Raw genomic sequence first — 14578 nt, 5'->3', positions numbered from 1 at the left:
CCCGGAATCGCCGCCGCTGTATCCGGTGGACGAGCTTTCCGACGCCCCCGTCCGCGACTTCGTGGCGGAGATGATCCGGGAGACGTGCCTGGAGGAGCTGTCCGAGGAGGTGCCGTACGCCGTGGCCATCCGGGTCGAGCAGTTCCGGGAGCGCGGCGGAGGCCGCCCGACGTACATCGAGGCGCGGGTGTTCGTGGAACGGGAGTCCCAGAAGGGGATCGTGGTGGGGGCGGGGGGCAGGATGATCCGGAAGATCGGCATGCGATCCCGGGAGAAGATCGAGCGCTTCCTGGATCGACGGGTCTATCTCGAGCTCCGCGTGAAGGTTCTCCCCAACTGGCGAAGGAAAACGAACCACCTTAGGCTGCTCGGATTCCGGGTTCCCTCGGAGGAGACGTGATGCCGCTCGACGCGACGCTGCTGGAGATTCTCGCCTGCCCGAAGTGCAAGGGTGAGCTGGAGTACAGGGTGGCGGGGGGTGAGGAGGCCCTCCTCTGTCACGCCTGCCGCCTGCGATACGAGGTGGACGACGGCATCCCGATCATGCTGATCGACGAGGCGAGACCTCTCTGACCCCCCGTAGAGGCTCCGGGGGCCGGCATCGCCGGTCCTCCCGCCCCGCCTCCGGTCTCGCGATCGGGCGGCTGCAGAAGATCGACAGCGGGGCCGGGTTCGTCATCCCCGAGGAGGGGGAGGAGGACGTCTTCGTCCGTGCCCGCGACATCGGCACGGCCGTGCACGGCGACCGGGTCGCGGTGAGGATCGAGCGCCGGGCGCGGCGCGGACCCCGGGGCAGGATCGTCGAGGTCCTCGAGCGCGGACGGTCGCGTCTGGTCGGCGTGTTCCGCCGACAGCGCGGGCACGGGTGGCTGGACGTCACCGAGCCTCGGCTCGATCTCCGCGTCTTCATCCCCGAACGCGATCGCGGGCAAGCCGCGGACGGTGACCTCGCGGTCGTCGAGGTTACGGACTGGGGTGACGAGGGGCCGGGGCCGGCGGGCCGCGTCGCGCGCGTCCTGGGCCGCCCCGGCGAGCCGGGCGTCGACGTGCTCGCGATCCAGGTCGGGTATGGCCTCTCCGATGCGTTTCCGGCCGAGGTCGAAGGGGCGGCCGGGGCGCTGCGGGCGCGAGGGGTCGGGCCCGCGGAGTTCGAGGGGCGCGAGGACTGCCGCGGCGACCGCGTGTTCACGATCGATCCCGTTGACGCCCGCGATCACGACGATGCACTCTCCATCGAGCGGCTCGACGGGGGCGGGGCCCGGATCGGGGTCCACATCGCGGACGTCTCCCACTACGTCCGAGAGGGGGACGCGCTGGATGCCGGGGCCTGGGAACGCGGGACGAGCGTCTATCTCGTCGACCGCGTGATTCCGATGCTTCCGCACGGGCTGTCGAGCGACCTCTGCTCGCTGGTGCCCGGGGAGGACCGCCTGACCCTGGCGGCCTTTCTGGAGGTCGACGCGGGGGGATCGGTCACGCGCACCCGATTCGCCAGGGCCGTCATCCGGAGCGCGCACCGACTCGCCTACGAGGAAGCACAGGAGATCCTCGACGGCCGGTACTCCGCGGCCGCCCGCGCGGATCCCGGGTTGCCAGACGACCTGCGAGCGCTGCTCCGGGTGGCCCGGGCGTTTCGAGAGCGGCGGAGGGCGCGCGGCAGCCTCGACTTCGACCTCCCGGAAGCGCATGTCGTGCTCGACGACGAGGGGGCTCCGATCGATGTTCGGCGGCGGGCCCGGCTCGCCTCCCACATGCTCGTCGAAGACCTCATGATCGCGACGAATGAGGCGGTGGCGCGCTGGGCGATCGAGGAGGGCGTGCCGGTGCCGTATCGCATCCACGAGGAGCCGAACGAGGAGAAGCTCGAGACGCTCCGGCTCCTCGCCGACGAGTTCGGGCTCTCGTTTCCAGGCAGGAAGCCGCGTACTCGCGATTTCCAGCGGCTCCTCGACGCGGCGCAGGGGCGGGTGGAGGAGACGGTCATCTCGCTGCAGGTGCTCAGGAGCCTCGCGAAGGCGCGCTATTCCGCGAGCAACGAGGGCCACTTCGGCCTCGCATCCTCGGCCTACCTTCACTTCACCTCGCCGATCCGCCGCTACCCCGATCTCCTCGTGCACCGGCAGTTGTCCCGCTGGCTCGCCGACCCGGGTTCGGCGCGAAGGCTGAGGCGGGAGACGCTCGAGGCCACGGCGCGGCACGCATCGGCGCGCGAGGAAAACGCCGTGCGGGCGGAGCGGGATTCCATCGACCTGAAGAAGGTCGAGTTCATGGAACGGCACCTGGGGGACCACTTCGCGGGCACGATCAGCGGGATCGCCCGCTTCGGGCTCTTCGTCCGGCTCGAGGCGTACGACATCGAGGGGGTGGTCCACGTGAGCAACCTCCCGGGCGACTACTACGTCCCCGACGCGACGAAGCGCCAGCTCAGGGGCCGCCGCACCCGGAAGACGTACAGGCTCGGCGACGCCGCCGAGGTCCGGGTGGCCCGCGTGGACCGGGAGGCGAGAAGAATCGACTTCGACCTCGTGTGAAAGTTCGACTTCCGCAGGGAAACGTGGTCTATTGTGGGCCCGTTGATCATGTGAATCGTGACGTGCGGAGGGGCGGACCAGGAAGAATGGAACTTGCGAAACAGAAGGAGCGCGCGGAGGCGCTTCGGGGCCGGCTCGACGAGCTACGGGGGTATCTTTGAGATTCCCGGGAAGCTGAGCCGCATCGCCAAACTCGAGAAGAAGATGACGGCCCCGGGGTTCTGGAACGACCACGATGGGGCGAGGGAGGTCATCGGCGAGGCGAACCGCCTGCGGAGCTGGACGCGCCCCTGGGGCTCCTGCTCGTCGCGCGTGGACGACCTGCTCGAGATGGCCGCCCTGCTCGAGGAGGAGGACGACGCGGAGTTGGATGCGGAACTCGCGTCGGGACTCGCCGCGGCGGAGAGGGAAGTGGCCGAACTGGAGTCCCGCAACATGCTGCGCGGTGCGGACGCGCACCGCAGCGCGCTCGTCACGATCAATCCGGGCGCCGGCGGCACGGAGTCGCAGGACTGGGCCCAGATGCTCATGCGGATGTACATGCGCTGGGCCGAGCAACACGACTACGGCGTCGAAGTCATGGACCTCCTCCCGGCCGAGGAGGGGGGGATAAAGTCGGCCACGCTCGACATCGATGGCCAGTTCGCCTACGGCTACCTCTCGGCCGAGCGCGGCGTGCACCGGCTCGTGCGGATCTCCCCCTTCGACTCCCAGGGGCGTCGCCACACCTCCTTCGCCTCGGTCTTCGTGTACCCCGTCGTGGACGACGAGATCGAGGTCTCGATCAACGAGGAGGAACTCCGGATCGATACCTTCCGGGCGTCGGGCGCCGGCGGCCAGCACGTGAACAAGACGGATTCCGCCGTGCGCATCACCCACGTCCCGACGGGCATCGTCGTCTCGTGCCAGCAGGAACGCAGCCAGCACAAGAACAAGTCCAAGGCCATGAAGATGCTTCAGGCCGCGCTCTACCAGCGCGCCGCCGAGGAGCGGGAGGCGCGGCGGGCGAAGCTGGAGGGCTCGAAGACGAAGATCGAGTGGGGACGGCAGATCCGGTCCTACGTCCTGCAGCCCTACAAGATGGTGAAGGACCACCGGACGAACCTCGAGGTCGGCAACGTGGACGCCGTACTCGACGGGGAGCTCGACGGCCTCATCCAGGCCTTCCTGCGCGAGTCGGGGAGGACGGCCGGGTGACCTGCTCCTCCTGCGGCGCCGCTCCGCCCGGACTCCGCGACGGCCTCTGCCTCACCTGCTGGTACGCCTCCGGCGACCGGCCGAAGCCGGTGAGGGACCGCTTCGAGAAGCTGGCCCGTCTGCGCGACCTGGGGGTCGAACCCTACGCCTACGCCTTCGCCCGCTCACACGACTTGCGCGAGGCGTTCGCGGCGTTCGAGAAGACGGAATCGGAGACGAGCGAGCCGGCGGAACTCGGGGACGTGCGGGTGGCGGGCCGGATTCTCTCCTACCGGGACCTCGGCGGGAGCGCCTTCGCCCACATCGGCGACCGCGATGGACGGCTGCAGATCCACCTCCGGCGCAACCTCCTCGGCGAGACGGGATCGGCCCTCATGGATCTGCTCGACCTCGGGGACTGGGTCGGCGTCGAGGGGACCGTGTTCAGGACGCGGCGCGGCGAAGTCACGGTGCGCGCGGAATCGCTGACTCTCCTCGCGAAGACGCTCCGCCCGCTCCCGTTCGGGAAGGAAGAGATGAGGGAGGATGGCCGGCGCATCGTCCACAGCGGCTTCAGCGACCAGGCCGCGCGCTACCGTCAGCGCTACGCCGACCTCGCGGTGAACCCGGAGGTGCGGGAGGTGTTCCGGATCCGGAGCCGACTCGTCAGTGCGTTCCGAAGCTGGCTCGACGCGCGCGGCTTCCTCGAGGTCGAGACGCCGATTCTTCAACCCCTGTACGGCGGGGCGCTGGCCCGTCCCTTCTCGACGCACCACCACCGCCTCGACCGGCGGATGTTCCTGCGCATCGCGGATGAACTCTATCTGAAACGCCTCATCGTGGGGAACCTCGACCGCGTGTACGAGATCGGCCACGACTTCCGAAACGAGGGGATCGACCGCACGCACAACCCCGAGTTCACGATGCTCGAGCTGTATTCCGCCTTCGCGGATTACGAGGACGTGATGCGGCTCACCGAGACGATGATCAGCGACGTGGCGGAGGAAGTAGTGGGGACGACCCGCTTCGTATACGACGGCGTCGAGGTGGACCTCACCCCTCCGTGGGGCCGGGTCCGCTGGGATGAGGCCTTCGCCGAGGCTTCGGGGCTCGACCTCCACACCGTGGCGGACGACGAACTCCGGGGGCTCGCGAAGCGGCGGGGGCGCGCCGACGCCGGGGACCTCTCCCGGGTCCAGCTCCTCGACGCACTGTTCTCGGACCTGGTGGAGGACCGAATCAAGGATCCCGTCTTCGTGTACGGTCACCCGATCGAGATGAGTCCGCTCGCGAAGCCGAAGCGGGGCGAGCCGGCGCTGGCCGAGCGCTTCGAGGCGATCGTGTGCGGCTTCGAACTGGTGAACGCCTTCAGTGAACTCAACGACCCGCTCGACCAGTGGAACCGTTTCGCGGCGCAGCAGAAGCTCCGGGATGCGGGCGACCAGGCGGCGATGGAGATCGACGAGGACTACGTGCGCGCGCTCGAATACGGGCTCCCTCCGACCGGCGGGTTCGGGCTCGGGATCGACCGGCTCGTGATGCTGATGACCGGGCAGACCTCGATCCGCGATGTCGTGCTCTTTCCGATGCTCCGCCCGGAGGAGGAGGTGTCGTGAAGAACGGCCGCGGCCGCTTCGAACGGTTCATCGCGCGGCGCTACCTGCGCGGCACGGGGCGGCGCCTCTCGGTCGTGAACGCCCTGCGAAGCCTGGGGCGGTTCGCGCGACGACCCTGGCGTCCTGTGGCCGGCGGCCGGTCCGCGGACGCCCGGGACGCCAGGCTGGTGGCCTTCATCTCGAGTCTCGCCGTGGGCGGGGTGGCCGTGGGCGTCATGGCCCTGATCGTGGTGATCGGCGTGCTCAACGGCCTGCAGGAGAGCCTCCGGGACCGGATCCTCAGCGGCGGCCCCCACGCGCACGTGATGGAACTCGAGAACAGCTTCAGCATGGACGACTGGAGGACGGTCCTCGACCGCGTGCGGAGCGACGCCGCTGTGGTGGCGGCCTCTCCCTTCGTGTTCAACAAGATCGTGCTCAACGCGGGCGACAACTACAACGAGGCCATCGTCCTGCGCGGGATCACGGACGATCCATCGGGAACGCGCATCGCCGGGCTCCTGGAGCACCTCGTGATCGGACGGGCGCCCTTCGGCCCCACCGAGTCGGGGGATCCGGGGATCATCGTGGGCCGGGGGCTCGCACAGCAACTCGGGCTCTACGAGGGCAAACCCGTCGTCGCCACATCCCTCCGGAACACGCCGCTGTCGGCGATCGGTTTCTCGCCGGCCCTCAAGCGCTTCGAGGTCACCGGCATCTTCCAGACCGGGCTCTACCAGTACGATGACGAGCTCGCCATGGTCCCTCTCGAGGAGGCGCAGGAACTCCTCGGGCTGGGCGATGCGGTGACCGGCATCGAGTTCGACGTGAGCGACCCCTGGGAGGCCTCGGAGGTGTCGGCGCGAATCGAGGAAGGGCTCGGTTGGCCGTACCGGGTCCAGGGCTGGCAGGAACTCAACGGAAGCCTCTTCTCGGCACTGCGGCTGGAGAAGCTCGGGATGGCCGTCGTGCTCGTCCTCATCGTCCTCGTGGCCTCCTTCAACATCGTCTCGACGCTCGTGATGATGGTTGCCGACCGCACGCGCGAGATCGGGATCCTGCGCTCGATGGGTGTCACGTCGCGCGGTGTGGGGAAGGTGTTCACGAACATGGGGCTCTTCATCGGCGTCGTGGGCACCACGATCGGGGGCACGCTGGGGGCGATTCTCGCCTGGGCGCTGAGCCGCTACGAGTTCATCACGCTCCCGAGCGACGTATATTTCATCGACCGGCTCCCCATCTCGCTGGCACCGCTCGATGTCACGCTGATCCTCGCGGGATCCGTGCTTATCTCTTATCTGGCCACGATTTACCCGGCGCGGAAGGCCGCCGCGCTGACGCCGGTCGACGCGATCAGGCACGAGTGAGCGCCAAGACGCCGGACGGCGCCCCCGCCGCCGTCGAGGCTCGAGGGCTGGCGCGTACCTTCCCGAGCCCGGATGGGGGCCTCATCCCCGTCCTGCGCGGGATCGACCTGGCGGTGGTTCCCGGGGACTCGGCCGCCATCGTCGGCCCCAGTGGGTCCGGGAAGTCCACGCTGCTACATTTGCTCGGTGCTCTCGACCGGCCGACCCGGGGCGACGTATGGCTGGGAGGCGAGCGGGTGTCGCTACTCGGGCAGGAACGGCTGGCCGAAATGAGGAACCGGTTCGTCGGATTCGTGTTCCAGTTTCATCACCTGCTGCGCGACTTCACGGCGCTGGAGAACGTGATGCTTCCGAGGCTCATCGCGGGCGCGCCGCGCGAGGAAGCCGCGGATCGCGCGGCGGCGCTGCTGGAGCAGGTGGGGCTGGCGGACCGGGCAAGCCACCGGCCGCGCCGGCTTTCGGGGGGCGAGCAGCAGCGGGTGGCCGTGGCCCGAGCGCTCGCCAACGCGCCCCCGCTCGTGCTGGCGGACGAGCCGTCCGGCAACCTCGACGCCGAGGCCACGCTGCGGTTGCACGACCTGCTGTTCGAGATGATCGACCGGCACGGAGCCGCGCTGGTCGTCGTCACGCACAGCCGTGAACTGGCCGGGCGGGCGGCGCGCGTGCTTCGCCTCGAGGGAGGCGAACTTTTCGTCGTATGATGGGACCGCCCGCCGCCACGGGCTGCCGAAGCGGCGGCATGGAGGGGTGACGATGGACTGCGAGAATTGCGGAGAGCGGAAGGCGAAGATCACGCTCACGGAGATCGAGAACAACGACATGCGCACCCTCAACCTCTGTTCCACCTGCGCCACGCTCAAGGGCGTTTCGATCGGAGGCGGATCGCCCCCGATCGCCGACCTCCTGGCGCACCTCGGCGGGACGGCGGGCAGCGCGCTGTTCGACGCCGGCGGCGAAGCCTGCGAGTACTGCGGGACGGGCGCCGCCGACTTCCGCAAGTCGGGAAGGCTCGGCTGTCCCCAGTGCTACGCGCAGTTCAGCCGCCAACTCCGGGCGTTGCTGCGCCGCGTGCACGGTTCGTCACAGCACATGGGGAAGGTGTACGTGAGTACCGCGCCCGAGACCGACCCGGAGCAGGTGCGGCTCTCCGCCCTCAGGCGCCGACTCGAGCGCGCGGTGGAGCTCGAGGACTTCGAATCGGCGGCGGACCTCCGGGACGAAATCCACACCCTGAGCGAGGCCCCGTGACCAATATCGTGCGGACGGATCCGCCCATCGAGGAGCAGGGCCTCGGCTGGATCGAGGAGGACGGCCCCGACAGCGAGATCGTCGTATCGAGCCGCGTGAGGCTGGCTCGCAACCTCCAGGGGTATCCCTTCGCTTCGCATGCGACCGACGACGAGCGCGAAACCCTGTTCGAGAGGGCCCGTGCCGCCGCCGCGGCCGCGGGCGTCCTGGACGAGGTCGACGTGTGGGAGATCTCCCGGCTCGAACCCCGGGATCGCCTGCTGCTCCTCGAGCGGCGTCTCGTGAGCAGGGAGCTGATCGACGGGCCCGGCGGCGGTCCCCGGCGCGGCGCGGGCCTCGCCCTCGCGCGGACGCGCACGTTCGGGCTCATGGTCAACGAAGAGGATCACCTGCGGCTGCAGACGCTCCGGGGCGGCCTTCAGCTCACCGCGGCCTGGCGTGACGTCGACCAGCTGGACGAGGCGATCGGCGCGCGGCTTCCGTACGCCTTTCACCACGAGTTCGGCTTCCTCACATCCTGTCCCACGAACGTCGGAACCGGCCTGCGTGCGTCCGTCTTCATCCACCTCCCCGGCCTCGTCCTCACGCGTCAGATCCGGAAGGTCCTGGAAGGGATGGGGCAACTTGGCGTCACCTACCGTGGTCTATACGGAGAAGGGTCGAAGATCGTGGGGAACTTCTTCCAGATCTCGAACCAGACGACGCTGGGCAAGACGGAAGAGGACCTGATCGATCAACTCTCACTCCTCGTCGGCCGCGTGATCGGATACGAGAAACAGGCGCGTTCCGTCCTCCTGCGGGAGGCGCCGAACGTACTCGAGGACAAGGTCTGGCGAGCGTACGGGCTCCTGCGCCACGCAAGGAGCCTGCCCTTCGAGGAGATGATGAACCTCCTTTCCGGCGTACGGCTCGGCGTCTCGCTGAAACTTCTGAAGAAACCTCGTGTAGACGTGATCAGCCGCATCATGATCCACGCCCAGACCGCGCACCTCGCGCGTGCAGCCGGCCGCTGGCTCGACGAGACGGATGCGGACGCGTTCCGAGCGAGGTACGTTCGAAGAGCCCTGACACGCGTCGACGCCACTTGAGGCTCGGATGAACTACAACTTCACCGACCGCGTTCGGAAGGTGCTCGCGATGGCGCGCGAAGAGGCGATCCGCCTCGAGCACGACTATGTGGGGACCGAACACATCCTGCTCGGCCTGATCCGGGAGGGGGAGGGCGTCGCCGCGGCGGTGCTCGCCAGCCTCGCCGCGGACCTGGACGAGTTGAGCAAGCTCGTTGAAGAGAACGTCCGCCCCGGGAAGACCGCTTCATCCATCGGCGAACTTCCCTACACGACGCGCGCCAAGAAGGTGCTCGAGCACGCGATGGCCGAGGCGAAGGAACTCAACCACAGCTACGTGGGCACGGAGCACCTTCTACTCGGTCTCCTGAGGCAGGAGAAGGGTTTGGCGGCCCGGGTCCTCGGTGAAGCCGGCATCGGCCTGGACAGAGCTCGCACCGAGACGCTCAAGCTCCTGGGCACCGATATGCCGGCCGGGGGCACGTCAACGGCGGCCTCGGTGACAGACCCGGCCAGCAAGGGCACCAAGGGCGAACGGAAGTCCAAGACGCCGGCGCTCGACCACTTCTGCCGCAACCTCACGGAACTCGCGAGGCAGGGAAAGCTCGATCCCACGATCGGCAGGCTGGGCGAGATCGAGCGCATGATGGAGGTGCTCTCGCGACGCAAGAAGAACAATCCCGTGCTCATCGGGGAACCGGGGGTCGGGAAGACCGCGATCGTCGAGGGCCTCGCCCAGGCGATCGTGCGCGGCGACGTGCCCGACAGCCTCAAGCGGCATCGCGTGCTGGGGCTCGACATGGCGGCGGTGATCGCGGGGACGAAGTACCGGGGACAGTTCGAGGAACGGCTCAAGGCGATCGTCAACGAGACGTCCCAGGCCCGCGGCGTCATCCTGTTCATCGACGAGTTGCACACGCTCGTGGGGGCCGGCGCCGCCGAGGGCGCGATCGACGCCTCGAACATGCTCAAACCCGCCCTCGCCCGGGGCGAACTCCAGTGCGTGGGCGCCTCCACGCTCAACGAGTACCGCAAGTACATCGAGAAGGACGGGGCGCTGGAGCGTCGCTTCCAGACCGTGATCGTCGAGGCGCCGACGATCGACGAGACGTTCGAGATCCTCCAGGGCCTGCGGAAGTACTACGAGGACCACCACAAGGTCGAGATCCCCGACGCGTCGCTTCTCGCGGCCGCCCGGCTGGCGGAGCGCTACATCACGGATCGCTTCCTCCCGGACAAGGCGATCGACGTGATCGACGAAGCCGGCGCCCGCTCGAGACTCGCGGCACAGGTGCCGCCCGCCGAGATGCAGGAGTTCCAGGCGAAGCTCGAGGAACTCGCCACGTGGAAGGACGCGGCGATCAGCGACCAGGACTTCGAGCGCGCGGCCTACCTGCGCGACCGCGAGAAGGAGATCCAGGAAGAGATCAAGCGCCGGCGGGACGAATGGGAGCGCACGCAGGCCGAGTTCCGTCCCACCGTCGGGGAAGACGAGATCTCCTTCATCGTCGGGCGGTGGACGGGAATCCCCGTGACGCGGCTGAAGGAGGCCGAGACGGAGCGCCTGCTTCGAATGGAGGACGAACTCCACGAGAGCGTCGTCGGCCAGGATGAAGCGATCGAGGCCGTCAGCCGCGCGATCCGGCGCGGTCGTGCCGGCCTCAAGGACCCGAACCGCCCCATCGGCAGCTTCATCTTCTGCGGACCGACCGGGGTCGGGAAGACGGAACTCGCCCGCGCGCTGGCACGATTTCTGTTCGCGGACGACTCCGCGCTCGTGCGGGTGGACATGTCGGAGTACATGGAGAAGTTCTCCGTCAGCCGGCTCATCGGCGCGCCCCCCGGCTACGTCGGGTACGAGGATTCGGGCTCGCTCACCAAGACGATCCGGAGACGTCCGTACAGCGTGGTCCTGCTCGACGAGATCGAGAAGGCGCACCCGGACGTGTTCAACATCCTCCTCCAGGTCCTCGACGAAGGCCGCCTCACCGACAACTACGGTCGTGTGATCGATTTCAAGAACACGGTCGTCATCATGACCTCGAACGTGGGGAGCCGGGACATCGGCAGCTCCACCCGCGTGGGCTTCACCGACGACTCCTCCGGGTTCGACTACGCCCGGATCAAGGACCGGGTCTCGGACGAGATCAACCGCGTCTTCACCCCGGAGTTCCTGAACCGCGTGGAAGAGACGATCGTCTTCCACCCGCTGAGCAAGGAACAGCTGGGCAAGATCGTCCATATCCAGCTCCGGGAGGTCCAGAAGCGCCTCGCGGAGGAGGGCCTCAGCCTCGAGCTGAGCGATGCGGCCGTCCGTTTTCTCGTCGACCGAGGCTACGACGAGAAGTTCGGCGCGCGGCCCCTCAAGCGGACGATCCAGCGACATGTCGAGGACGCGCTCTCGGAGCGGATCCTGATGGCCGATTTCGAGGCCGGAGACCGGATCTCGGTGGATGTCACCGCCGACGAGGACGCCCTCGTGTTCGGCGCGCCCACACCGTCCTCGGCGACATGAATTGGCGGCCGCCGCCCGCCGGCATGACGAGCGGGCTGGCGCTGCTCGGGGCGCTCCTCACCGCCGGCGGGGCCGAGCCCGTCGCCGCGCAGGAGACGAGTCTCGACCAGTTCTCCGTCCGGGTCGACTCGGTCGTGGTCGTCGGGAACCGGCGACACGCGGCGAACGTCATCATCACCCGCAGCGGGCTGCGCCCGGGCAACATCGTCCGCCAGCCGCAGATCCAGGACGCGATCCGGCGCCTGTTCAGTTCGGGGGATTTCTCGGACGTCGTCGTCGGCGTGACGGATTCCGCGGATCCGGAGCAGGGCGTGTTCTACATCGGCGTCGAGGAGCGGCCCTACATCACGCAGTACGTATTCCGGGGGCTGGAGCGGGTCGGTGAAGACGTCATCCGCGACACGGTCGGCCTGGCGCCCAACAGTCCGCTGGATCCGCACCGCATCTCGCTCGCCCGCGCCACCATGCTCGAACTCCTCTCGAACGAGGGGTTCCCGACGGCGAGCGTGGACACGCTCATTCGCCCCGACCCGGCCTTTCCTCCGGATTTCCTCGTCGTGTTCGCTGTCGATGAAGGCCCGCGACTCGGCGTCACCGCGATCGCCTTCGAGGGGAACGACGCCTTCTCGGACGCCGAACTGCGGGCGGCGATGGCGACGGATGAGGAGGGGTTCTTCTGGTTCGATTCGGGAGAGCTCAAGAGGGACGAGTTCCGGCGCGACCTGACCGAGCGGCTGCCGCAATTCTACGCCTCGAACGGTTATCTCGATTTCGAGGTCCTCGGGGATACGATCATCTCGGACCGCCTGACCGGAAAGGGGCGCATCCAGATCCGTGTGCGCGAGGGGCAACAGTACCTTCTCGAGGACCTGAGGATCACCGGGCACCGGGCTTTCCCGCTGGCGGCCATCGAGCCGGTCGTGCGTCGCGGCCAGCCCCGGCCCCGGGACGGCGAAGCCGATCTCCCGTTCAACTTCACGGCTTTCTACGCCTCGCCGGGCGATCTCGGAGACATGTACCGGAACAACGGCTACCTCTCCTCCCGGATCACACCGGACGTGCGGCGCGTCGCGGTGGCCGAAGGCGAGCAGCCGCGGGTCACGGCCCACCTCTTCATCGACGAAGGCCCCCGCAGCTACATCCGGGAGATCTCGATCGAGGGGAACACGGCCACGCACGACCGGGTGATCCGGAACCGGCTCTTCATCTACCCCGGCGACGTGTACTCACAGGAACGCCTGATCCAGTCGTTCCAGGCGATTCAGGGGCTGAACTTCTTCGAGCCGCTGCCACCGGACGAGGCGATCAACATCCGCCCGCGACCGGACGGAGACATCGACATCTCGCTTCGGATCCAGGAGAAGCAGACGGGGACGCTGAATTTCGGGATCACCGCCTCGGGATTCACCGGCCTCGCGGGGTTCATCGGATATTCGCAGCCCAACCTGTTCGGACTCGCGAAGACGGGAAGCTTCCGCTGGATCTTCGGGCGCCGGCAGCAGGATCTCGACATCAGCTATTCCGATCCGGAGGTGCTCGGGAGCCACTATTCGGGCATGATTTCGCTGCGGAGTTCGAGAGATCAGTTCACGGGCTTCAGCCTCGGCGACCGCCGCCAGACGGGTGGTCTCACGGAGGTCGGCACGCCGATCTTCGGGCTCCGGTCGACGCGCGTGTTCATGGGCTACTCGCTCTTCGATGACGAGGTGCGGGGGCTCGATACGACGAACGTGATCGGGCGGCGCTTCTCGCTCTTCTCCGGGACCCGCTCGGCGCTCTCCTGGCGTCTCGTCCAGGACAACCGGAACAACCCGATCTTCCCGACGAGCGGGGCCCGGAACCAGCTCGCGTTCCGTCAGACGGGCGGTTTCCTGGGGGGGGACGGGAACTATCAGAAGATCGACGTCACGAGTGAGTGGTTCGTCCCCGTGGGCCGGATCGGCGGGGGGCCGGGAAGCACGAGCCCACCCATCGAACTCACCTTCGGCCTCAGCTTCGAGACGGGGCTCATCCTGGGCCGGAATCCGTTCTTCACGGAGCGGTACTACGTCGGGGGCACCCAGGCGGGGATCCAGTTACGCGGGTACGACGAGGCCTCCGTCACGCCGGCCGGACACATCCCCGACGACGCGCCCTTCAGCGATCTCGACCGGGTGGGGGAATCCTTCTTCCGTACGGGCGTGACTTTCGGGATCAAGCTCACGAGCAACATCTTCACCAGCGCTTTCCTGGATGCGGGGAACGTGTGGCTGGACGCGAGCCAGCTGAACCCGACGGACCTGCTCGTGGGAGCGGGGATCGGGGCGAGCCTGGTGACACCGTTCGGACCGCTGGGGCTCGACTACGCGTACGGGTTCGACCGCCGGGATGTGCTGGGGCGGCCGAATCCGGGTTGGCAACTGCACTTCAAGTTCGGACGTGTGTTCTGAACCGGGAAGAGATACGAAAAGGGATATTCGATATGCACTGGATCCACAGGGGTGCGGGCGCCGGGCTGGGCCGCGCGCTGGCGCTCGGCGTGCTGGCCGCGGGGCCCCTTGCGGCGCAGGAACAGGCGGGGGCGCCGTCCCTGCCGGAGGCCGCCCCGCTTCCCCCGCAGGGGACGCCCGTCGTGTTCGTGAACACGCAGGCGATCCTCCCCGTCGCGCCCGGCGCCGATTCGGCGGGGGTAGCGTACGAGCGTATTTCCGCCGAGTTCGACAGCGAGCTTCAATCCTTCGCGGTGGAGATCGACTCCCTGATCGCGGCATACCAGCAGCAGCAGTCGTTGCTCGAGCCGGCGGGACGCCAGCAAAAGGAGCAGGAGATCCGCGACAGGCAGCAGCAGGCCGCGACGAGACAGCAGGAAATGCAGGTGGAGCTGGATCGGCGCCGCGCGGAACTCCTGGCGCCGATTCTCGAACGGGTGACCGCCGTGATCGACGAGATCCGCGCCGAGCGGAGCTACTCGATCGTGCTCGACATGACCGAGTCCGGCGTGGTAGCGGCGGACGCAGCGCTCGACATCACCCCCGCCGTGCTCGAGCGTCTCGGGATCGACCTCGGCGGCGCCACCTCAACGTCCGGCGGCTAGCGGGCC

The 14578-nt window shown here is 68.2% G+C and carries 12 protein-coding genes (1 of these 12 cut by a window edge); all 12 read left to right on the top strand.

From position 1 onward, the window contains the following. Nucleotides 1-400, top strand: partial view of a GTPase Era gene (gene era / locus ACOQPP_RS04375; RefSeq protein ID WP_419166466.1) — the final stretch only. Its footprint begins 506 nt before the window's first position; the window shows 400 of its 906 coding nt (coding positions 507-906); its start codon lies off the left edge, out of view; its stop codon occupies nt 398-400. Then, complete coding sequence (locus tag ACOQPP_RS04370) at nt 400-573, top strand: Trm112 family protein (protein ID WP_419166467.1); 174 nt, start codon at nt 400-402, stop codon at nt 571-573. The genes era and ACOQPP_RS04370 overlap by 1 nt, the downstream gene beginning before the upstream one ends. Further along, nucleotides 495-2531 (top strand): ribonuclease R, encoded by a 2037-nt coding sequence (gene rnr / locus ACOQPP_RS04365; protein WP_420635972.1) that lies wholly within the window; start codon nt 495-497, stop codon nt 2529-2531. Before ACOQPP_RS04370 ends, rnr begins: the two co-directional genes overlap by 79 nt. Before the next feature lie 86 nt (nt 2532-2617). Beyond that, nucleotides 2618-3728, top strand: a protein-coding gene (gene prfB / locus ACOQPP_RS04360; protein ID WP_419166468.1) for a peptide chain release factor 2 whose coding sequence is annotated in 2 segments (ribosomal slippage) — nt 2618-2680 and nt 2682-3728 — 1110 coding nt in all. Because the reading frame shifts where the segments join, the coding sequence is not laid out codon by codon here. Then, nucleotides 3725-5323, top strand: coding sequence for a lysine--tRNA ligase (gene lysS, locus ACOQPP_RS04355; RefSeq protein WP_419166469.1), 1599 nt, complete (start codon nt 3725-3727; stop codon nt 5321-5323). Before prfB ends, lysS begins: the two co-directional genes overlap by 4 nt. Continuing rightward, nucleotides 5320-6669: an FtsX-like permease family protein gene (locus tag ACOQPP_RS04350; protein ID WP_419166470.1), complete on the top strand. Its 1350-nt coding sequence runs from the start codon at nt 5320-5322 to the stop codon at nt 6667-6669. Before lysS ends, ACOQPP_RS04350 begins: the two co-directional genes overlap by 4 nt. Continuing rightward, a complete protein-coding gene (locus ACOQPP_RS04345) occupies nt 6666-7370 on the top strand; it encodes an ABC transporter ATP-binding protein (protein ID WP_419166471.1) in 705 nt (234 codons plus the stop codon). The genes ACOQPP_RS04350 and ACOQPP_RS04345 overlap by 4 nt, the downstream gene beginning before the upstream one ends. Before the next feature lie 52 nt (nt 7371-7422). After that, nucleotides 7423-7917 carry a UvrB/UvrC motif-containing protein gene (locus ACOQPP_RS04340; protein WP_419166472.1) on the top strand — a complete coding sequence of 165 codons (495 nt, stop codon included), beginning with the start codon at nt 7423-7425 and terminating at the stop codon, nt 7915-7917. After that, the gene (locus tag ACOQPP_RS04335) at nt 7914-9005 is read left to right on the top strand and encodes an ATP--guanido phosphotransferase (RefSeq protein ID WP_419166473.1); all 1092 of its coding nucleotides are present in this window, start codon (nt 7914-7916) and stop codon (nt 9003-9005) included. Before ACOQPP_RS04340 ends, ACOQPP_RS04335 begins: the two co-directional genes overlap by 4 nt. 7 nt (nt 9006-9012) lie before the next feature. Then, nucleotides 9013-11499, top strand: coding sequence for an ATP-dependent Clp protease ATP-binding subunit (locus ACOQPP_RS04330; RefSeq protein WP_419166474.1), 2487 nt, complete (start codon nt 9013-9015; stop codon nt 11497-11499). Between the two features lie 23 nt (nt 11500-11522). Beyond that, on the top strand, nt 11523-13928 hold the full coding sequence (bamA, locus tag ACOQPP_RS04325) for an outer membrane protein assembly factor BamA (RefSeq protein ID WP_420635912.1): 2406 nt from the start codon (nt 11523-11525) through the stop codon (nt 13926-13928). A 32-nt stretch (nt 13929-13960) separates the two neighbouring features. Further along, entirely contained in the window at nt 13961-14572 is a 612-nt protein-coding gene (locus ACOQPP_RS04320) for an OmpH family outer membrane protein (protein WP_419166476.1), read from the top strand. The last annotated feature ends 6 nt before the right edge of the window (nt 14573-14578 follow it).

The organism is Candidatus Palauibacter sp. (assembly GCF_965222475.1).
In the GTDB taxonomy this organism is placed as follows: domain Bacteria; phylum Gemmatimonadota; class Gemmatimonadetes; order Palauibacterales; family Palauibacteraceae; genus Palauibacter.
This window is presented reverse-complemented; position numbering and strand designations above follow the sequence as displayed.

Coding starts and splice junctions, on each gene's coding strand:
- ACOQPP_RS04340 (WP_419166472.1), top strand. CDS start 7,423: ATGGACTGCGAGAATTGCGGAGAGCGGAAGGCGAAGATCACGCTCACG.
- ACOQPP_RS04320 (WP_419166476.1), top strand. CDS start 13,961: ATGCACTGGATCCACAGGGGTGCGGGCGCCGGGCTGGGCCGCGCGCTG.
- ACOQPP_RS04330 (WP_419166474.1), top strand. CDS start 9,013: ATGAACTACAACTTCACCGACCGCGTTCGGAAGGTGCTCGCGATGGCG.
- bamA (WP_420635912.1), top strand. CDS start 11,523: ATGACGAGCGGGCTGGCGCTGCTCGGGGCGCTCCTCACCGCCGGCGGG.
- ACOQPP_RS04370 (WP_419166467.1), top strand. CDS start 400: ATGCCGCTCGACGCGACGCTGCTGGAGATTCTCGCCTGCCCGAAGTGC.